We start from the raw sequence: 20826 nt of genomic DNA, 5'->3' as shown, positions 1-20826 counted from the left end.
GCCGCAGCGGGGTTTTTTGTTGCCTGAAGCTGGCGGCGCCCGCCTCAGTCGAAAAGGCGCTGCGGAAAGGGCCCGCAGGAACCGCGCAGCTGAAGCCGCGCAGTCGGGTCTGCGCTAACGGATCTGCGCTAACGGGTCATCTTTTGCCTCTGGCAGCGTGGTCGCGCGGCTCGAACAGGCGGTTGCCTGTGCTGACCATGTCAATGATGCGGCCGTGCAGGGCGTGCAGGGTCGAGCGGTGGCCAATCGACACCAGGGTCGTCCGCGGCAGCTCCCGGGCCAGCAGCGCGTAGACCGATGCTTCCAGCCCTTCATCCATGGCCGAGGTCGCTTCATCAAGAAACAGCCAGTCCGGCCGCGCCAGCAAGGCCCGGGCGATGGCGAGGCGCTGCTGTTCGCCCAGCGACAGCGACTGGGACCAGTGCCCGTCCGCATCTAGGCGATTGACCAGATGCCCGAGTTGCGCGGCCTCCAGCGCCCGCCGCAGCTCCACGTCGCTCCATGTGTCAGCGGCGGAGGGATAGGACACCGCCTCGCGCAATGGCCCGATCGGCAGATACGGCCGCTGCGGCAGCAGCAGCAGGCTGGCCGGCGCGCCCTTCTCGTCCTGCGGCAGCGCGATGGCCCCATGACCGAACGGCCAGATGCCGGCTATGGCGCGGAACAGGGTGGACTTGCCAGAGCCCGAAGGCCCCGTGAGCAACACCGTCTCGCCTGGCCGGAAGGTCAGTTCCTGCACCCGCACGATCTGGGTTCCATCCGGCAGGTTCAGGGCCAGACCGGCGATGTGCAGGGACGCGTCGGCCCCTTCGGCGCGGGCGATGCGGGTGACATCATCATGGCTCTGGCCTTCGCCATGACCATCCAGGACGCGCGCGGCCTCAACCGAACTGGTGAAAGTAGTGAGACGGTCGACGACGGCCTTGTAGTCGGCGATGGTCCCGTAGGCGCTGATGAAGAACGACAGGGAATCGCTGACCCGGCCAAAGGCGCTGGCGGTCTGCTGCATGCCGCCGAGGGTGATCTTGCCGGCGAAGTAATACGGCGCCACCAGCACGTAAGGGATGACGTTGGCGATCTGGCCATAGGCTGCTGTCACCGCCGTCAGCTTCTTGGTGCGGCTGACGATGGCGAGGAAGTTGCCAATAACCGAGCCGAAGCGGCCGGCCAGGTGCTGCTTCTCCGCCGGCGCGCCGCCAATCAGCGCCACCTGCTCGCCGTACTCGCGCAGACGCGCCAGCGAGAAGCGGAAGTCAGCCTCATACTTCTCCTGCTCGAAGTTCAGGCGGATCAGCGGCTTGCCAACCTTGTGGGTGATCCAGGTGGCCAGCACCGCGAAGATCAGCGCCCCCCACAGCAGGAAGCCCGGCACCTGGACATTCGTCCCGGGGAAGGTGAAGGCGGCCGAGAGCTGCCACAGCACCACCGCGAAGGAGGCCAGGGTCGTCACCGACGACAGCAGGCCGAGGAACAGCGTCATGGTGCGCAGGATGAAGGAATCAATGTCCTGCTGGATGCGCTGGTCGGGGTTGTCGGCGCCATGGCCGAGCAACTGCATGTGATAATGGGCGTTATGGTCCAGCCACTGGCCGATGTAACGCTCGGTGAGCCAGGTGCGCCAGCGAATGCGCATGTAGGATTTCAGCGCATACTGGTAAATGGCGGCGACGATGTAGATCACGGCCCAGAACAGGAACACGGTGAACAGCAGGCTCCAGAAACTGGCTGCGTCCTTGTTCTGGATGGCGTTGAACCAGTCGCGCGAGAAATAGGACAGGCGCACGTTGATCGCCACCAGCGCAAATTCGATGGCGATGATGACGGCGGCGAAGATGAACGCCAGAACGCGCTGCTGCACGGCAAAGGCCGGCAGGGGCCAGATGCGCGCCGTCGTCAGCTCGCGCGAGGTGAAATAGGGCAGCGTCAGACGCCAGATATCGGCAAGGGCCTGTTTCAGTCCGTGCATGGGTTCCGCCGGATCGCATGGGTGGGCGCATGCGGACCCGCGGCGGGTCGCCGCCCAGGTCGCATGCTGCAGGACGCCCGCCGGCCGGAGCAGACGGGACGCGGAAATCATCGGAAAGCCCGGTCAGCGCGGGTCACGCGCGCCGTCTCCATGAGACAGGCGGAAACAGCCATTCCCCCCGGCGACCGGAGCGCGCGGCATGTCCGCCCGAAACCCCGCGAAGGGAATCTCAACGCAACCTATGCGATGTCGCGGTCAATCGTCCGTTAAATTTTGGTCATGGTGCGCCAGCGGCGTCCACGGCGGCGGATGTTCAATAAAAAAAGCCGCGCGCTCCGGAAGGGAGCGCGCGGCTAAAATCATGTCAGCGCCGGGCCAGGCCCGGCCCGGCTTCAACCGAAGTTGTGCCAGAAAATGGCGACGCAGGCGACGATGGCGAGAGCCAGCGACCAGAACACGCCCGCGATCGGGCTGTCGACTTCATCATTATTGCTCATGGCTTCACCCCCTGGAGCATTTCCGGACGAAGCAGGCGCTCCGCGAGGAAATGCATCAAAACAACAAGACGGCGCGTTGCGGCGCCACGTGACGCCAGAACGCTCCAGGCTCCCGCGCAACGCCGGCCCCGGCGGCGACGCCGTGCGAAGCGGAATTGCGACAACAAACAAACAGGCGCGCCAGCGTTGGCCGGAACGCTCCATGCGTCCAGTCCTAGAACATCATCCCGAAAAGGGAAACAGCTTTTGCCAAAACATTCCCGCGCCTGGTTGACGCCGCGATTAGAGCGCTTTCCGATCAGCCGGAATCGGCTGATCGATCAGAATTCGCTCAAAACAAGGAGAACTGGAGCAGTTTGCGATCCAGATTGATCGAAAACTGCTCTCATGCGGCGGCCGCCGCCGCAACCCCGCCCGATCCGACCCGCGCGGAGCGCATAAAAAAGGGCCCCGGAAAACTCCGGAGCCCCAATCCCGTCGGTCCGGCGCGGGCCGGACCGCCTGAGCCGGCTGGATCAGAAGTCCATGCCGCCCATGCCGCCCATGCCGCCGGCCGGCATCGCCGGAGCCGCATCCTTCTTCGGAGCGTCGGCGACCATGGCCTCGGTGGTGATCAGCAGGCCGGAGACCGAAGCCGCGTCCTGGAGAGCGGTGCGGACAACCTTGGCCGGGTCAACGATGCCAGCCTGGAGCATGTCGACATACTCTTCGGTCTGGGCGTTGAAGCCGAACGTGGCGCTGTCCTTGTTGTCGGTGATCTTGCCGACAACGATCGAGCCTTCCACGCCGGCGTTCTCGGCGATCTGGCGGATCGGAGCCTCAAGGGCGCGGGCGACGATGGCGATGCCAGCGCGGATGTCGGCGTTGTCCGAGGTCAGGGCCTGCACGGCGGCGCGGGCGCGCAGCAGGGCGGTGCCGCCGCCAGGAACGATGCCTTCTTCCACCGCAGCGCGGGTGGCGTTCAGGGCGTCGTCAACGCGGTCCTTCTTCTCCTTGACTTCGACTTCCGTCGAGCCGCCGACGCGGATGACCGCGACGCCGCCAGCCAGCTTGGCCAGACGCTCCTGCAGCTTCTCACGGTCGTAGTCCGAAGAGGTCTCTTCGATCTGGGCCTTGATCTGGGCGACGCGGGCCTCGATCTCCTCGCGGGCGCCGGCGCCGTCGATGATCGTGGTGTTTTCCTTCTCGATGCGGATGCGCTTGGCGCGGCCCAGCATCTCGAGGGTCACGTTCTCGAGCTTGATGCCGATGTCTTCCGAGATGGTCTGGCCGTTGGTGAGGATCGCGATGTCCTCAAGCATGGCCTTGCGACGATCGCCGAAGCCCGGAGCCTTGACGGCCGCAACCTTCAGGCCGCCGCGCAGCTTGTTGACCACCAGGGTGGCCAGGGCCTCGCCCTCGACGTCCTCAGCGATGATGACCAGCGGCTTGCCGGTCTGGACGACGGCCTCAAGCACCGGCAGCAGCGACTGCAGCGACGACAGCTTCTTCTCGTGGATCAGGATGTACGGATCTTCGAGGTCCGCAACCATCTTCTCGGCGTTGGTGATGAAGTACGGCGACAGGTAGCCGCGATCGAACTGCATGCCCTCAACGATCTCGACCTCGGTCTCGGCCGTCTTGGCCTCTTCAACCGTGATCACGCCCTCGTTGCCGACCTTCTGCATCGCATTGGCGATTTCCTCGCCGATGAAGCGGTCGCCATTGGCGGAGATGGTGCCGACCTGGGCGATCTCGGACGAATCCTTGACCTTCTTGGCGCGGGCGGCGATGTCCTTGATGGCGGCGGCGGTGGCCAGATCAATGCCACGCTTCAGGTCCATCGGGTTCATGCCGGCGGCCACAGCCTTGGCGCCTTCCTTGACGATGGCCTGGGCCAGCACGGTGGCGGTGGTGGTGCCGTCGCCAGCCTTGTCGTTGGTCTTCGAGGCCACTTCGCGCACCATCTGGGCGCCCATGTTCTCGAAGCGGTCAGCGAGTTCGATTTCCTTGGCGACCGAAACGCCGTCCTTGGTGATGCGCGGCGCGCCGAACGACTTCTCGATCACGACGTTGCGGCCCTTCGGACCCAGCGTCACCTTCACGGCGTTGGCGAGGATATCCACGCCGCGCAGCATCTTGTCGCGGGCTTCACCGCCGAATTTTACGTCCTTGGCAGCCATGTGCTTGCTCCTGTTGTCGGGACCTCCCGCCGATACCTGCGCCGGATCCCAATCCGTCGCGGCTCTGGCGGAGCCCTGAATTCACTGTCTGGAAAATCCGGAAACATCCGGCCGGCCCGCAGGCCAGCCGCATCGCGCCAGCTGAAATCAGCCGATGACGCCGAGGATGTCCGACTCCTTCATGATCAGCAGGTCTTCGCCGTCGATCTTGACCTCGGTGCCCGACCACTTGCCGAACAGCACGCGATCGCCAGCCTTGACGTCGAGAGCAACCAGCTTGCCCTGCTCGTCACGCGCGCCAGCGCCAGCAGCCACGACCTCGCCCTCCTGGGGCTTTTCCTTGGCGGTATCGGGGATGATGATGCCGCCCTTCGTCTTCTCTTCGCTTTCGATGCGACGGACGACGACGCGGTCATGCAGCGGACGGAACTTCATGGACCATTCCTCTTGATAGGGGCGCGAAACGCGCATGGTTCGAATGGGGTCGTTAGCACTATGCAAGCGCGAGTGCTAACGCTGGCCGGGAGATAGGCGTGGCCCCGCGGGGAGTCAAGGAGCGCACGACAGGGGCGGGATCATTTTTTCCCTGGTTCGATCGCCGTTCCTCCCGCCGGGTTACCAGCCGGCCCGAAGGCCAGGCGGAAACCAGCCCGAAAGCCGGCGGACAGTCCCGCCGGTTTACCAAACGCCGGCAATGCGCCATGTTTCGCCCGACGCTTCCGCGCGACCGCGCAAGCGACAGACAGCGCAGGGGCAGACATGACCGCCAGCCAGACCGGCAACCAGCCCGCCAGCCGCGGGGACGCCCATTCCGGTCCCGGAGCTATATGCGCCTGTCTTCAATCCCGTATGACAGCCCGGGCGCTGACCCGCATGTATGACGAGGCGCTGCGTCCCACGGGCCTGAAGGTGACGCAATTGTCGCTGCTGGCGGCGATTGATCGCGGCCTCACCGGCTCCATCAGCGCCCTGGCCGACATGCTGGCGCTGGAGCGGACTACCCTCACCCGCAACCTGCGGCTGCTGGGCGATGTGGGCCTGATCGCCCCCCGGGCCGGCGGCGGCCGCGCCGTCGCGCATGAACTCACCGACGCGGGGCGCGAGGCGCTGGCGCGGGCGACGCCGCTGTGGCGCAAGGCCCAGAACGCGGTCGAGACGGAGATGGGATCGCAGGCCTGGCTGGAGGCGCGCGACAGCCTGCGCGCCCTGCGGCGCGTGGCGCGCGCCCAGTCAGCGCCGCAGGAGGAGCCCGATGTGGCGGCCGACGCGCGGACGCACGCCCGACGCCAGAGCCAGAAACAAGGCAAGACCCAGGGAAAAACCCAAAACGGCCTGCTGGCGAAATAGGCCTGCGCCGCGACGGGCCTGATCTGGCCTGACCTGATCTGGCCTGATCTGGCAGCGTCGTCATACTTCCGCTGCGGGGAACCGCCAGCGTTGCCGCTGCATTATCATTTCGGGAACACCATACCGGGAAGACGGGCAGACCTGCGCTTCCCCTCTGGCGAACTGTCATCTCCGGCGGGAGTTGACGATGCGCCAGCCTGATCGATCCAGCGCGCTTGCCGCAAAAGCGGCGCCCGCTTTGGCGGGCAGCGTCGGGTCACATTGCGTGGAGGCCCAAGGCAAATGCCAAAACCAATGCCACATACCGTGCCCGTGCCCTTGCCCTTGCCCTTGCCCAAACCAATGCCCGTGCTGGTCAGAGCGGAGCAAAAGCCGGCGATGGATGCGCAATCCCGCCTGTGGCGCCCGCGCCCGTCAATCCGGAGCACCGTCATCATCGCCATCGCACTGCTGGCGACGCCCCTGGCCGCCCGGGCGCAGGACAGCGGCTATGGCGGCGGTTACGGCGGCGGTTACGGCGGAAGGAGCGCGCCCCCGCCCGGCTACTGGCGCGGCGGCGCGCCGGCGCTGGATGGCCAGCAGTACGGCTACTGGATTGATGACAGCGACGCCCGGCCACGCGCCCAGCGACGCACGCGCGCCGCCGCCAGGAGCTCCCAGCAACTGGACGATCAGGGCTATCCAGGCGGCGACATCTATGGCGGCGAGATCATGCAGCAGGAGGTTGCGCCGCGCTTCCGCCGGCAGACGGTGTCCTATTCCGGCGGCCAGCCCGCCGGCGCGATCGTCATCGATACGCGCAAAAAATATCTGTATCTGGTGCAGGGCGGCGGCATGGCCATCCGCTACGGCATCGGCGTCGGTCGCGAAGGCTTCCAGTGGCGGGGCAGCCAGCACATTTCCATGAAACGCGAATGGCCGGACTGGCGTCCGCCCGCCGACATGCGCCGGCGCCGGCCCGACCTGCCGCGTTTCATGGCCGGCGGCCCGGATAATCCGCTCGGCGCCCGGGCCCTGTATCTGGGCTCAACCCTGTATCGCATTCACGGCACCAACGAGCCCAACACCATCGGCCAGAACGTGTCTTCGGGCTGCATCCGGCTGACCAATGACGATGTGATCGACCTGTATTCACGGGTCAACGTCGGGGCGAAGGTGGTGGTGATGTGACGGGAGAGGCGCCCGGGCGCGGCTTCCAGACCACGCGCTACTGAAGCGTGCAGGCGAAGCCCATAGCTTCCTCGCGGCGGCCGCGAACGGAGACGATCATCGCGCGCTGATCCGCCGCGCGCTCGCCCGGCCTTAAAAAAGAAATGGCGCGCAATGGAAATGCGCGCCATCCATATCCTCCAGACGGGGCTTCAGAGCTTACGCCCAGTCGTCGTCGCCGCCGTAGTCGCCATCGTCCCAGGACTGGTCGCCATAGGACGGATCATCGTAACCGGCGTCCTGATAGCTGGCGTCGTTCTGACTATCGTTCTGGTTGTTGTCCGCCTTCTGGTCGCTGGCGTTGTCCTTGCTGGCGTTGTCCTGCTGCGCGTCGGCCTTCCCCGCTTCCGCCTTGTCGGCTGGCGTGGCGTTGGCGGCGGACGAGCCGCCCATCATGCCCTTCACCGCATCGAACAGCAGCGCGCCGCCCGCGACGCCCGCCGCCGTGGTCAGGGCGCCGCGCAGGAAGCCGCCGCCGGCCGGGGCCTGCGGCTGTTGCCCGCCCCACGGTCCAGCGGCCTGGCCGGGTTGCGCGCCGCGCGACCATGGACCGCCTGGCATGGGAGCCCCTTGGGGAGCCCCCTCGGAATCGCCCTGGCGCGCTGCACCAAAAGCCGGGTTCTGTGGGGCCGCGCCCTGGCCAAAGCCACCGGGGCGCGCCTGCGCCGCCGGCCCGGTTTGCGGCACGCTGCCGCGACCGCCGAACAGGCCGGAAAGGAAACCACCGGCAGGCGCCTGCTGGGCCTGAGCCTGGACTTGGGCCTGAACTTGAGCCTGCTCGCGCGCCAGTTGCTCGCGCACGCTGCGGGCCTCGTCCTCAAGCTCCCGGGCGCGCTGCTCCAGCTCCTGATTGCGGGAGGACAGTTGCTGCACCGCCATGTCCTGGACATAGACGGCCTGGGCGAGCGCATATGGCGCATAAGGCTGGCGGGCGACCAGATCAGCGATATAGCGCTCCGCCTCAGGGTCGCGCGGGTTGTTCGCCGCCTCTCCCAGGCGCCGAAAAATCCCGTCGATGACCTCACGTTCTTGCGGATCCATATACGTCTTCTCCCGATTGCCCACCGCTCCCTGTGAGCGGCCATGGATGACATGGGGACGGTTTCCCGCGCGCGCCAGAGGCGTCAGCTGAACTTTTCATCACCTGGCCAAGGCCTGGCGAGAGGCGCCGGCCCGCCGTGGGGGCTCGCGATGGCCTGGACAAAATACCTTGCTGCGTCGCGCGTCCGCGTGTGCAGAATGATTCCAAAGTGCTAAAACCGGCAATATCGAAGCCGGCGCCTGCTTCGGCCAAACAAGGACAATACCATGATCGCGCATCCGTCCCGCCGCCTCCGCCAGACCGACAACACCGGGCGCCGCGGCGGTCCCGGACTGATGCGCCTTATGGGCGCCGCGTTATCCCTGGCGTTCATCGCCGGCCTGCCCGTGACGGCGCGGGCGGAAACCGCCGCGCCGGTAGCGACGGGCGGCTCCGTCGAGGCTGGCGAGAAGGTGTTTTTGAAATGCCGCGCCTGCCATCAGATCGGCGCGGGCGCCAAACACCTGGTTGGTCCAGAACTGAACGGGTTGATCGGCCGCAAGGCGGGAACCGTCGCCGGCTACAACTTCTCCGACGCCATGAAGAATTCCGGCCTCACCTGGGACGCCGCCACCCTGCGCGACTATCTGAAGAACCCGCGCGCCAAGGTCACCGGCACCCGGATGATCTTCGTCGGCCTGCCCAAGGACAAGGATATCGATGATCTGCTGGCCTATGTTGGCCAGTTCGACGCAGACGGCAAAAAGACGCCCTGACCCTTCGCCAGAGCAGCGCCCGTTCACACGGAACCACTCCCCTGCTCCCGTTTTCTGAACTCACGCGTTGTCCAGCCAGCGCTGGCATCGCCCCCGACAGGAACGCGCCGATGCCGCAGCAGACAGCTCCGCGAAAGCCCCCGCAACAGCCCCGCGTTGGGTTGTTTGTCACCTGCCTGGTGGACCTGATGAGGCCGTCTGTCGGGTTCGCCGCGGCGAAGCTGTTGCAGGACGCCGGCTGCCATGTGGAGGTTCCGGCGCAGACCTGCTGCGGCCAGCCCGCCTTCAATTCCGGCGACCGGGCCACGGCGACCGATCTGGCGCGGGCGATGATCCGGGCATTCAGCCATCTGGACTATGTCGTGGCGCCGTCAGGCTCCTGCGCCGGCATGGTGCGGCGGCACTATCCCGAACTGTTCGCCGACGACCCGGACCTGCGCGGCAAGGCCAATGCCTTCGCGGAAAAAACCTGGGAGCTGACCAGCTTCCTCGTCGACGTCATGGGCGTCAGCGCCGTCAACGCCAGCTTTGACGGCGTGGCGACCTACCATGATTCCTGCGCCGGGCTGCGCGAGATGGGCGTGCAGGCGCAGCCGCGCAAGCTGCTGGGCTCGGTGCGCGGGCTGAAGCTGGTGGAGATGGAAGGCTCCGACATCTGCTGCGGCTTCGGCGGGACTTTCGCGGTGAAATACGGCGAGATCTCCAACGCCATTGTCGCCGAAAAAGCCGCCAGGATTACCGAATCCGGCGCGCCCATGGTGCTGGCCGGCGATCTTGGCTGCCTGATGAACATGGCCGGCAAGCTGTCGCGCCAGAACAGCCCGACGGCGGTGCGCCATGTGGCCGAGGTGCTGGCGGGCATGGATGACCTGCCGCCGATCTCCGCGCCGGCGCCCGCCGCCAGCAAGGGAGGCGCATGAGATGACGGCCGCCATCACCTCCCCGGCCTTCCGCGAGAATGCCCACCGGGCGCTGGAAGACAAACAATTGCAGGCGGTGCTCGGCACCATGCGCACCGGCTTCTCGGTGAAACGCGCCGAAGCCGCCGCCGCCCTGCCCGAGTTCGAGGCGCTGCGCGACAGCGCCCGCGACATCAAGAATCATACCCTCGCCCATCTCGATCTCTATCTGGAGCAGTTTGAGGCGAAGGTGATCGCCAGCGGCGGCCATGTGCACTACGCCCGCGACGCCGCCGAGGCGCGCCGCATCGTCGCCGGCATCTGCCGTGAGCTCGACGCGAAGACGGTGACCAAGGGCAAGTCGATGATCTCCGAGGAGATCGGCCTCAACGACCATCTGGAGCGCGAGGGCTTCACCCCGGTCGAAACGGATCTTGGCGAATACATCATCCAGTTGCGCCACGAGACGCCGTCGCACATCATCGCCCCGGCGTTTCACCTGAGCGCCGCCCAGGTGGAGCAGGATTTTCGCCGCGTCCATACGCAATTGCCCCCGGAGCGCGACCTCTCCGAGCCGGTGAGCCTGCTGAACGAAGCGCGGCAGGCGCTGCGCCAGCATTTTCTGACCGCCGACGTTGGCATCACCGGCGCCAATTTCCTCATCGCCGAAACCGGGACCTCGGTCATTGTCACCAATGAGGGCAATGGCGACCTGACCCAGACGCTGCCGAAGGCGCATATCGTGCTGGCCTCGCTGGAGAAGCTGGTTCCCACCCTGGACGACTGCGCCCAGATGCTGCGGGTGCTGGCGCGCTCGGCCACCGGACAGGACAGCTCGGTCTACGCCACCTTCTCCACCGGCCCGCGCCGCGACGGCGATCCGGACGGGCCCGGCGCGTATCACGTGGTGCTGCTCGACAATGGCCGCACCGGCATGCTGGGCACGTCATTCGAGGAGATGCTGCGCTGCATCCGTTGCGGCGCCTGCATGAACCATTGCCCGGTCTACCAGGCGGTTGGCGGCCACGCCTATGGCTGGACCTACCCCGGGCCGATGGGCTCGGTGCTGACGCCCTCGCTGATCGGCGTCGAGAAGGGCGGCCACCTGCCCAACGCCTCCACCTTCTGCGGCCGCTGTGAATCGGTCTGCCCGGTGCGCATTCCGCTGCCGAAGCTGATGCGCCACTGGCGCGAGAAGGAATTCGAGCGGCATCTGACGCCGGCGGCCACCCGCTCGGGCCTTGCCCTGTGGGGCTTCTTCGCCCGCCGGCCCTGGCTCTATCGCCAGGCGACGCGCCTCGGCGCGGCGGCGCTGGCGCTGGCGGCGCGCGGCAAGGGCAGGTTCGCCTCCCTGCCGCTCGCCTCCGGCTGGACCCAGGGACGGGATTTCCCGGCGCCCGAAGGCAAGACATTCCAGGCGATGTGGGCGGCGGAGGCTGGCAGGCGCCGGCGGGCCGGCGGCCAGACGGGGGCAAAGGAACAAAACCCATGACGGCGCGCGACGAAATCTTCGCCGGCATTCGCCGGTCGCTGGGCGTTACCGGGCGGGAAGAGCCGCGCCGCCAGGCCGTGGCCGACCGGCTGGCCCGCCCGGAGCGCGGCGTCGTGCCGGAGCGCGGCCAGAAAACCGGCGCGGAAGCCATCGCCACATTCCGCAAATACGCCGAGGCGGTGCAAACATCGGTCGCCATCGTCAGCGGGCCGGAGCAGGTTCCGGCCGAGGCGGCGCGCTGGCTGGGCGCGAACAATTTGCCAGCCCGCCTGCGCATGGGCGCCGACGCGCGCCTTGCCGCCATGCCATGGGGCGCCACAACGCTGGAGACCAGCCGCGGCCCCAGCGCCGGCGATGACCTCAATGGCCTCAGCCACGCCTTCGCCGGCGTCATCGAAACGGGTTCGCTGGTGCTGCTGTCCGGACCGGACAACCCCACCACCATCAACTTCCTGCCAGACAATCATATCGTCGTGCTGGACAGCGCCGATCTGGTTCCGGCGCTGGAGGACGTGTGGACGCGGTTGCGCGCCGGGAGCCCGCACGGGCAGTTGCCGCGCACGGTTAACATGGTGACCGGCCCCTCCCGCTCCGGCGACATCGACCGCACCATCCTCCTTGGCGCCCACGGGCCGCGCGCCCTGCATGTCATTGTGATCGACCGGAGCGCCGCGGACTGAACGGCGGAGACTGAAGTCAGCAGACTGAACGCATCTGGCGGAACAGGCTGGCCATGCTCACGTTATCCATATGTGAGAGGAGGCTGCCATGAATGACAACAAGCCGGGCGCAGGGCCCAAACCCGGACTGGAGCGGTCAAAGGAACGGGCGCACGAGGAAGCGGAACTCGACGAATCCATTGATGAGAGTTTCCCCGCCAGCGACCCCTCCTCGGTAACGCGGGCGCCGCGCGATCAACGCTACGCCATCAAGGCGCCGAAAGAGGGCGCCGACAGGCAGACGCCTGCACACCCGGGACCGGAAGCCTGAACGGCGGAACAGCCAGCCGGATCGCCTGGCGCGGGCAGACGGTTGATGGATGCCCGGCGCCCTGATGCGCCGGATGCAATGGAGAGCCAGGGCCTGGCCGGTTTCGTTAAACCGGCGCCCTGCTCTGCCCGGGACTTTTGACGCCAGCTACGGCCGGCCCTGCCGGCCGACGTGGGTTTTGCGCGCCTGCGGCATTGGCGCGCGGCCCGCTTGACCGCAGGGTCGTATTGTACAATAAGTGATTGAAAGAGCTTCTGTTTTTAACAATTCTAAAGAACGCGATGATCGTCTGTTCCTGTAATCAGTTGACCGACCGCCAGGTGCTGGATTCGCTGACGGGCGAAGTGGCCACGCGTCCGCGTTCGCCGGGGCAGGTCTATCTGTGCCTTGGCTGCAAGCCGAATTGCGGGCGTTGCGTCCAGCAAATTCGCCAGATGTTTTCTGACATCACCAGCAGCGCCGCCTGCCAGATCGGCTGCGCCGTGTGCCCGGGCGAGGCCGCGCATGCCCAGATGACGCAGGCTCAGGTGGCGCCGGCCGAAGTCGCGTCAGCCGAAGTCGCGCGAGCCGAAGTCGCGCCAGCCTCTTCCCATGCAGCGCCGGACTGGCGCCTTGGGGGCGTTGCGCCACGCCGCCAGCTGGTTGTGCCCGAGGCCCAGCGGTTCTGCGCCTCCCGCGCTTGCGCCGCGACATGCGGCGATCACAGCCACGACCAGGCAGCGCGACCGGCCAATGACGATGCCGGCCTGACGCTGATGGCGGCGGAATAACTGGCTTCGTTTCCCTACTCACGCGCAGTCGCGGCAGAACGTGGCGCCGTCGCCCGGCCTGTTTGTGGCCGCGCCTCAATGTTTCTGGCTGACTGTTCTGGCAGGGCCAGACTGTTTCTGGCCAGGGTCTGACCGGCAGCCCCGCCCGGGCGGGACCTGCGCCTGCCCGCCTTTCCACGCCAGCCGGTCCAGGTTCTCAAGTCCAGAGCCGCAAATCCTGGTTCTCAAGTACTGCTCCACAGGTCGAAGTCCACTGCTCCAGGTCAACGGGCCGGCGGACCTGTTTCACGCGTTCTGGTCCGCGCAGCGTCCTCCCCTGAAATGTGTGAGGCAGGCAGCGACATGTGATCAGCCTGTCGTTGCCTCCTGATAGACTGTCATCAGCGAAACAGCCCCCAGGCTGCTTCAGCCCTTGCTTTCGAATGCCCCTCGCCATAGATTAGAACGATCCTAAACAAGGAGCCCCCGATGAAAGGCGACCAGAAGGTCATCGAGTATCTCAACCGTGGCCTGCGCAGCGAACTGACCGCGATCAACCAGTACTGGTTGCATTTCCGCATCCTCGACAACTGGGGCCTGAAGAAGCTCGCCCAGCAATGGCGCAAGGAATCGATCGAGGAAATGCAGCATGCGGACCGGTTCACCGACCGCATCCTGTTCCTGGAAGGGTTCCCCAACATGCAGGTGCTTGACCCCCTGCGCATTGGCCAGACCGTCACCGAGATCCTGCAGGCGGACCTTGCCGCCGAACTGGACGCGCGCGCCCTCTACCAGGAAGCCGCGTCTTACTGCCTCGAGGTCAAGGACTACCCGTCGCGCGATCTGTTTGTCGAACTGATGAAGGACGAGGAAGGCCATATCGACTTCCTTGAAACCCAGCTCGACCTGGTCAACCGTCTGGGCGAGGCGCTGTATTGCCAGCACCACATGGGCGGCCTGGAAGAAAGCGGCTCGGACCACTGAATCCTGGCGGCGCGAAACCGGCGCCTGCAGCAGGTGGAAGCCAAATCAGAAAGGCCGGAGCAATCCGGCCTTTTTCGCGTTTGCCCACCCCTCACAGCCGGTCAAGATGGATCGGAAGGGGCTCCTGCGTCCTTTGGTTTGAGCGAATTCTGGGCGATCAGACGGCTCCGTCTGATCGGAAAGCGCGTTACCCCGCCAGCACCCGCGACGGCGGCAGCACGATTTCCACCAGCGTGCCCTCGCCCGGCGTGCTGGTGATGCGCAGCGCGCCGCGATTGGCCTCTACCAGGGCCGCGGTGAGCGGCAGGCCAAGGCCGGTGCCGGGGGTCTTGCGGCCATGGGCCAGACGGCGGAACGGCTTCAGCGCCTCCACCACCTCCTGCTCATTCATGCCGATGCCCGTGTCGCGGACGCGAATGACCACCTCGCCTCCCGGCATGCGGGCCGACGACAGAATCACCTGGCCGCCGGCGTCGGTGAACTTCAGCGCGTTGCCCAGCACATTCAGGGTGATCTGGCGCATGGAGCGCTCATCGGCCACCACCGGCGGCAGCTTTGTCTCCAGCGAACTGCGCAGCACGATGTGCGCCTTGCTGGCCTGGGGCTGCATCAGCGTCACGCAGGAGTTCAGCACGGCGTTGAGATCGACGCTGGCGAACGACAGCTCCATCTTCCCCGCCTCGATCCGGGCCAGATCGAGCAGGTCGTTGACGAGGCTGATGACGTACTGGCCGGACTCGTGAATGTCGCGCACATACTCGCGGTAGCGCGGATTCTCGATGGGACCGAAGCGCTCCTCCAGCATCAGCTCGGCAAAGCCGATCATCGCCCCGAGCGGCGTGCGCACCTCATGGCTCATGCGCGCCAGGAAATCCGATTTCTGCGCATTGGCAGCCTCGGCCTGGCGCTTCGCCTCAATCAGTTCGCTCTCGGTTTTCTTCCAGGCGGTGACGTCGCGCAGCACCGCGCAATAGCGCTGACCGGCGCCAGCGCCGACCTTGCCCAGCGTCATGAACAGGCGGCAGTCGCCGCCCTGGCGCACGCGCCCCGTCACCTCGCGCCCGTCATTGAGCAGGCTGGCGACGCCGCCAGCGCGCAGACCCTCGAGATAATCGCTGGCGACGGCGTGACTCTCCGGCGCCAGCAGGCGGGTCAATGGTTCGCCGACAAGCTGGTTCTGCTCATAGCCGAACAGCGCCTCCGCCGACCGGTTGACCGACAGGATGCGGCCATGGGCGTCCAGCAGCACAACGCCGTCGGTGGCGGTGTCGAGCACACCGCGCAACTCGACTTCGCGCGCCGCCGAGGCGGCCAGCTCATCTTCAAGATGGGCGGCGCGGGCGGCGACCTCGGCCGTGGCGTCCCGCAACGCCAGAATGAGCAGCGCCTCCCCGTCGGTCCAGGGCGCCGGCGCGCAGATCAACTCCACGGGCATGCGCACGCCCCGGGCGCCGGCAAGAACGCCCTTGCCGCTGAAACAGGAGCTCAGAGCGGTTTCCGGAAACAGCAGGCCAAGCCGCTGCCCCGCCACATCGCCGAAACCGGCATGGCGCGACAAGGCGAGAAACGCATTGTTGGCGTGCACCGCCACCCCGTCCCTGCTTACCAAAGCAGCGACCGGCATGGACTGAACCAGCCCGCGAAGCGCCTCGACCCGGGCTTCCTGGGCAATGGCGGCGCGCTCCTTCCCAAGCTGCCTCTCAATATCCCGGGCCAGGTTGTGGGCAACGTCCCCAGCGAGCGCCTGAACTGGCGCGGGATCAGCGGGCTTGTCCGCAGCCGCCGCCCGGGACGGGCGCGCCGCTTCAGCCGTCAACGCCTGGCTGGCTGGCGCCGTCACTGGCGCCGCAGGCGCGTCAGGCGTCGTGAGGACAACGCCATCGCCGGCGGCCGCCACTGACGACGCCAAAGGGGCCGGCTCGATCGAGACCGCGTCGACGGTGGCAGGCCCAGCGCGCGCGAGATCGGGAGAAACCGTCAGATCTGCGCCGGCGGCGGGACCAGCGGAACTGGCGCTCGCCGAGGCGTGACCTTCAGGCGCCTCCGGCTCCTGGATAGCGGAAGCCTGGATAATGGATGCCTGACGCCGCACGTCATCCTCGCTCACGCGCGCGCCAAGCGCCCGGGCGATATCGCGCAAGGTCTGGCGTTCGCCGTGGCTCAAGCCGCCAACGCCGGACTTGCGCCTGATGTCCGCATGCCGGACGGATGGCGCGGGACCGGGCTCAACCGGCGGCGCATCGGCCAGGGGCGGAAACAGGGGCAACGCCGGCTCATGCAGCCGACCGCCCGACGCCACCCTGGCGACAATGCTGGACAAACCGTCGTCAGCCGCCTGGGCAGACCCAGGCCCTTCAGCAGCAACAGGCCCTCGGGTGGTGAAAGGTTCCTGGGCAGTGGAAGCATCCTGGGCAGTGGAAGCCTCCTGGGCAGTGGAAGCCTCCTGGGCAGTGGAAGCCTCCTGGACAGTGGAGGTCTCCTGGGCAGTGGAGGTCTCCTGGGCAGTGGAAGTCTCCTGGGCAGTGGAAGTCGCCTGGGCAGTGGAAGTCGCCTGGGCAGTGGAAGTCGCCTGGGCAAGCTCGGATTCGGCGGGCTCCGCCGCCGGCTCCTCCGGCTGCCGGATGACGCGCCGCGCCTCTGCTTCAAAAACCGCGTCCTGCGACCTCGCCGTCGACACGCCGGCCCTGGCCACGCCTGCCATCAGATCGCCTGCCACCGGAGCGCCCGCCATAGCGGCGCCTGTCACTGGAGCGTCTGCCACTGGAGCGTCTGCCACTGGGACGTCTGTCACTGGGGCATCGGCCCGCGGCGGCGGCGCAACGGCTTGCGCCGCATCCAGGCGCATCAGGCCATAGCCCCGCTGCCCCGCCGGCGCGCCAGCCGCGTCACGAATGGGAGCCCCGCCGAACTCAACGGGAATGTTGGCCCCCAGCGCATCGAGACGCCAGGTGGTCGCCAGCCCAGACCAGGCCCGGCCGGAGCGAACGCGCGCGTCGAGCTCCGGCGCGGCGGCGATCCCCACAGCAAGTTCGGCCCAGGTTTTGCCGATGACCGTCTCGCCGCCCAGCGCCCTGGCCAGCGCCGCTGACACGGAGCGGATGACGCCCGCAGCGTCCGTATGCCAGACGAACCGCAAGGTCGGCCGGGCGCCCGCCAGCTTTTTCAGGGCGTTCGCCGGCGCGTCGCGGTCTCCGGCCATTTCCGCTGCCGCCAGACGTTCTGGAGCCGCGCCCCACGCACGGGGAATCCGGCCGGCGATCTGCACCAGAACGGCCCGCCCGCCGTCATGGCGCTGCAACACGTGGCCGCGCCCTGAAAAACCAACGCCGCCAGCCCGCACGGGAATGGCCTCACGCCCGGCGCCCGGCGCGCTGGCAGCCAGCGCCGACAGGCGCGCCCGTGAGGGGCGGTCAAGTCTCGCGGCCAGCGCCCGTCCAGGTCCCGTCGCCCACAACACGGAGCCGTCTGCCGCCAGCAGGCACGCGACATCAGCCGCCGCGACCACAGGCGCGTCAGCCGGTCGGGCCAGCAAGTCCGTCAGCGATATGTGGCTGGCCGGGTCGGTCATCGATAGGGTCAGTGCTCCTGCTGACGCGACCTGGTCAAACGCGACTTGGTCAAGTTCCGCAATATACTAGCAGAATATCCGGCGACGACAGAGCCATTGGCCCAGGGCCGTCCAGGGAAAGGTTAACGGCTTTTGCCCGGACCAGCGCCGGAGCCTGGGCGGGGCGTTTTTTCCCCGGTTTTCGCCAGAGACCGCCTGACGGGACGGAATGTCGCAAAAGAAGTCGTTGAATAAATGCGACGGAGCGTTGACGGGGTATTGCCTTCCCGGCCCGACCGCCATAGGTTCCGCCCCAGAATGCAGCTGTAGCTCAGTTGGTTAGAGCGCTAGATTGTGGATCTAGAGGTCCCCCGTTCGAGCCGGGGCAGCTGTACCATTTCTCATCCCGCCGTGGATGACAGGCCGCCGCGAGGCGGCTTTTTCTTTGCCGCCAGTTCGCACCGGGCAGCGCCTTCCGGACAGCGCCCCCCCGGACAGGCCAGGAGCCACCCACAAGACCGCCCGGCCGGGGGCTGGCGCGATTTCCAATCGATACGGATCGGGAATGGCTCCAGCGCGCCCTCGCCCTGAACCGGCCCTGATCGACCAGGCGATTCCGTCCGGCCGGAAAGCGCGCCAGAAACCCGGCGCGATTTCACCCATGCCAGATCCCGATGGGCCAGACCCAACAGGCGTTGACGTCAGGCGCCCCCGGCCTGGGGCGCCCCTGCCGGAAAACGAAACGGCGACATGGTCAATATATAAAGCAGGAAGAATTCGGAGCGGCGGTTGATGCCCAGCTTGAGCATGATGCGCTTGATGTAGGTGCGCACCGTCGCCTCGGTCAGCCCCAGCTCCGCAGCGATCCCCACAGGCGCGGCGCCGACGAGGATCAATCTGACCACCCCCTCCTCGGCCCTGGTCAGATTGTAAAGCGCGGACAGCCGCCGGGCGCCCTCCTCGCCGTCAACCTCCGGCAACACAACCACCGCGGTCGGGTCCTCGCCATGGGACGGCGACGGCGCCACAATGGCGAAACGCGGCAGTCCGGCGTCGCCTGTCAGGGGGATGATCGATGAACGACGCCCTTCAGTTCCCATCTCGCGCACGGACCTGCGCACGGCGGCGCGCAATTCCTCCATGGCGTGGCAGGTGGCGCTGGCCAGCCGGCCGGCCTGCTCACACAGGACGCCGCCATGGGCAAGCTCTCTGCGGGCCGGCTCATTCAGGTTGACGATCGTGAGGCGCTCGTCGACGCGAATGACGGGTGAAACCACGGAATTGATCAGATCAAGCCCCGCGCCCTCCGACGCCCCATCGGCGCGATCGGCCTGAACGGCGTTGCGGCAGGCATTGGCGCCGCGCGCCAGCAGCGCCGCCTCCAGCGGCTCCAGGCACGCCGGCCGCCACCCGGCCACCAGCACGAGGTCGCACTCGGCTTGCCAGCCGATGCGACCGATGACGCTGTGCGCCTTGCCAACCGGCGGCTCGCCAAACAGCCGGGCGATGAGAGGATGACAGGGCGCCAGGCCAACAAACTGGTCCGCGCCGTGGGGCACCTGGCGCGCAAGCAGCCGGAGGTCATCGTTGACCGACGCGCCCGCCGGACCATCGGATGCCGGCCCGATGCGAACGGATTCCTGCACGAAGCCAGACGCGTTTACCAGAGCCAGAATGCCCGAACGGCATCCAGCCAAATTGGTCAGCACCTCAGCGCATAGCTGCAGGCGCGCGCCAACCGGCACGCTCTGGACCGACCCTCTTGGGAAAAGAAAATTCACTGTACACCACCATCCGCCCCCTGATATTCATGCCTCAACAGTAATAATATTCGAAAATATGTCCTCGTTTGGAATTTGAGCAATTTTATGAAAGCTGAAATAATATCCAGGCCGACTATAGAAGAGGCAGCGCGCGCGATCTGAAAACAACGTTTGATATGGACGCACAGATGATAACCATTCTCTCCGCCGCCTGACATCGCCATCGTATAAACGATCGCGTTTTATGGAACAACTGCACCCAGACGCAAATCCTCGCGCCCATCCACCGGAGTATTCTGAATCCGGGTCCGGCATTCATTCTGAATGTCCGCAATGTGCGCTTGCGCACAAATTGATGGCCGCGCACGCAGATTACCAGACAGCAGTTTCATCAGCCAGAAGGCAGGCGACCGCACAAAAAGGCACCACGCACCGCCCCCGCCGCCTGAAACACTGGCCCGGCCATGGCCGCATCTGGCAACGGGACAGCGTCACGTTGCGGCCATTCCTGTCAGGACTTTGCGAACGCGGGGCGGGAAACCCGCAAGACTCACAACTGACGCCCGCCGTCCTTCGAAGACTGCCGGAGGCGGCGCAGGCGCGCCGTCGCCGCCATGGCCCGCCCGCACGCCGTCAACCCGTTTCTGACGGGGGATCACAAACTTGCCGGCGCATCCACGCGCGTCAGACGACGGCGACATGATGCCCAGCGACACCCATGAACCGCCTGGCTTGCTTTGGCTCCACTTGTATTGACCTGAAATGAGCCGGAAATGACCGACCTGGCATGGCCTGGCCTGAACCCGGCGCCCGGGGCTCACCGGGCCCCGGCATGGGACCGGCTTTTGCGCCGCATCTCCACCACGCCAATAAAAAAACAGGCGCGGCCAAATTGACCGCGCCTGCCAATACTTCCAGGCATGCTCACTGAAAGAATCTGAAACCAGACTTCCCAGCGACCTTCAGACAGCGCGCAGATCCCGCATGATTACCCAGCGTTCCTGCGCACCTGACGCCGCGGTTTACTCGGCGCTTTTGGCCGGGCCGCGCTTGCGGGTGCTCGTCGCGGCGCTCTTGGCGGCGTTCGCGGTCCGGGCAACCGGCGCATCGTTGGCGGCGCCGCGACGGCGCTGCTGGCCGAGGCCCATTGACTTGGCAAGCGCCGAACGGGACGCCGCATAGTTGGGAGCAACCATCGGATAGTCAGACGGCAGACCCCACTTGGCGCGGTACTGCTCGGGCGTCAGATCATACGACGTGCGCAGGTGGCGCTTCAGCGACTTGAACTTTTTGCCGTCCTCCAGACAGACGATGTAGTCTGGCGTCACGGAGCGCTTGACTGGCACGGCCGGCTGCTGCGGCTCCGCAACAACTTCCGTCACGCCGGTCGCCAGCTTCACCAGCGAGTCGAGGCTGTGTAAAAA

16 protein-coding genes and 1 tRNA gene are annotated in these 20826 nt (G+C 66.6%); 10 read left to right on the top strand and 7 right to left on the bottom strand.

Going from position 1 to position 20826, the window contains the following annotated elements:
• Positions 1-136: 136 nt before the first annotated feature.
• The 3 genes from ACERNI_RS15310 to groES form a co-directional block, all read right to left on the bottom strand.
• Positions 137-1966 (bottom strand): ABC transporter ATP-binding protein/permease, encoded by a 1830-nt coding sequence (locus tag ACERNI_RS15310; RefSeq protein ID WP_448834122.1) that lies wholly within the window; start codon positions 1964-1966, stop codon positions 137-139.
• A gap of 1012 nt (positions 1967-2978) precedes the next feature.
• A complete protein-coding gene (gene groL / locus ACERNI_RS15305; protein WP_448834121.1) occupies positions 2979-4625 on the bottom strand; it encodes a chaperonin GroEL in 1647 nt (548 codons plus the stop codon).
• A gap of 147 nt (positions 4626-4772) precedes the next feature.
• Positions 4773-5060 carry a co-chaperone GroES gene (groES, locus tag ACERNI_RS15300; protein ID WP_132010087.1) on the bottom strand — a complete coding sequence of 96 codons (288 nt, stop codon included), beginning with the start codon at positions 5058-5060 and terminating at the stop codon, positions 4773-4775.
• A gap of 414 nt (positions 5061-5474) precedes the next feature.
• On the opposite strand from groES, the gene ACERNI_RS15295 reads away from it, so the two are divergent.
• On the top strand, positions 5475-5972 hold the full coding sequence (locus tag ACERNI_RS15295) for a MarR family winged helix-turn-helix transcriptional regulator (protein WP_448834120.1): 498 nt from the start codon (positions 5475-5477) through the stop codon (positions 5970-5972).
• Positions 5973-6350: 378 nt separating this feature from the next.
• Positions 6351-7142, top strand: coding sequence for a L,D-transpeptidase (locus ACERNI_RS15290; protein ID WP_448834119.1), 792 nt, complete (start codon positions 6351-6353; stop codon positions 7140-7142).
• A gap of 198 nt (positions 7143-7340) precedes the next feature.
• Here the strand turns inward: ACERNI_RS15290 and ACERNI_RS15285 are convergent, their stop codons facing one another.
• The gene (locus ACERNI_RS15285; RefSeq protein ID WP_448834118.1) at positions 7341-8222 is read right to left on the bottom strand and encodes a DUF2076 domain-containing protein; all 882 of its coding nucleotides are present in this window, start codon (positions 8220-8222) and stop codon (positions 7341-7343) included.
• A gap of 336 nt (positions 8223-8558) precedes the next feature.
• Between ACERNI_RS15285 and ACERNI_RS15280 the strand changes: the two genes are divergently transcribed.
• The 7 genes from ACERNI_RS15280 (at position 8559) to bfr (ending at position 14092) form a co-directional block, all read left to right on the top strand.
• Positions 8559-8978 (top strand): c-type cytochrome, encoded by a 420-nt coding sequence (locus tag ACERNI_RS15280; protein WP_448834166.1) that lies wholly within the window; start codon positions 8559-8561, stop codon positions 8976-8978.
• A gap of 110 nt (positions 8979-9088) precedes the next feature.
• Positions 9089-9898 (top strand): (Fe-S)-binding protein, encoded by an 810-nt coding sequence (locus tag ACERNI_RS15275; protein ID WP_448834117.1) that lies wholly within the window; start codon positions 9089-9091, stop codon positions 9896-9898.
• Position 9899: 1 nt separating this feature from the next.
• Positions 9900-11369 carry a LutB/LldF family L-lactate oxidation iron-sulfur protein gene (locus tag ACERNI_RS15270; RefSeq protein ID WP_448834116.1) on the top strand — a complete coding sequence of 490 codons (1470 nt, stop codon included), beginning with the start codon at positions 9900-9902 and terminating at the stop codon, positions 11367-11369.
• Positions 11366-12049, top strand: a complete 684-nt coding sequence (locus tag ACERNI_RS15265; protein ID WP_448834115.1) for a LutC/YkgG family protein — start codon at positions 11366-11368, stop codon at positions 12047-12049. Before ACERNI_RS15270 ends, ACERNI_RS15265 begins: the two co-directional genes overlap by 4 nt.
• An 88-nt stretch (positions 12050-12137) precedes the next feature.
• Positions 12138-12359, top strand: coding sequence for a hypothetical protein (locus ACERNI_RS15260; RefSeq protein ID WP_448834114.1), 222 nt, complete (start codon positions 12138-12140; stop codon positions 12357-12359).
• A 281-nt stretch (positions 12360-12640) separates the two neighbouring features.
• A complete protein-coding gene (locus ACERNI_RS15255; RefSeq protein ID WP_448834113.1) occupies positions 12641-13129 on the top strand; it encodes a (2Fe-2S)-binding protein in 489 nt (162 codons plus the stop codon).
• A gap of 468 nt (positions 13130-13597) precedes the next feature.
• Complete coding sequence (gene bfr, locus ACERNI_RS15250) at positions 13598-14092, top strand: bacterioferritin (protein WP_448834112.1); 495 nt, start codon at positions 13598-13600, stop codon at positions 14090-14092.
• Between the two features lie 187 nt (positions 14093-14279).
• On the opposite strand, the gene ACERNI_RS15245 is transcribed toward bfr, so the two are convergent.
• Positions 14280-17660, bottom strand: coding sequence for an ATP-binding protein (locus ACERNI_RS15245; protein WP_448834111.1), 3381 nt, complete (start codon positions 17658-17660; stop codon positions 14280-14282).
• Between the two features lie 299 nt (positions 17661-17959).
• On the opposite strand from ACERNI_RS15245, the gene ACERNI_RS15240 reads away from it, so the two are divergent.
• Positions 17960-18036, top strand: a tRNA-His gene (locus ACERNI_RS15240).
• Positions 18037-18340: 304 nt separating this feature from the next.
• On the opposite strand, the gene ACERNI_RS15235 is transcribed toward ACERNI_RS15240, so the two are convergent.
• Together ACERNI_RS15235 and ACERNI_RS15230 are read right to left on the bottom strand one after the other, a co-directional pair.
• Entirely contained in the window at positions 18341-19420 is a 1080-nt protein-coding gene (locus ACERNI_RS15235; protein WP_448834110.1) for a helix-turn-helix transcriptional regulator, read from the bottom strand.
• A gap of 1004 nt (positions 19421-20424) precedes the next feature.
• The coding region (locus ACERNI_RS15230; protein WP_448834109.1) for a MucR family transcriptional regulator at positions 20425-20826 on the bottom strand (402 nt) is incomplete at its 5' end.

It is taken from the genome of Camelimonas sp. ID_303_24, from assembly GCF_053543495.1.
Note: the sequence above shows the minus strand (reverse complement) of the source record. Positions and strands in the feature narration are given on the sequence as shown.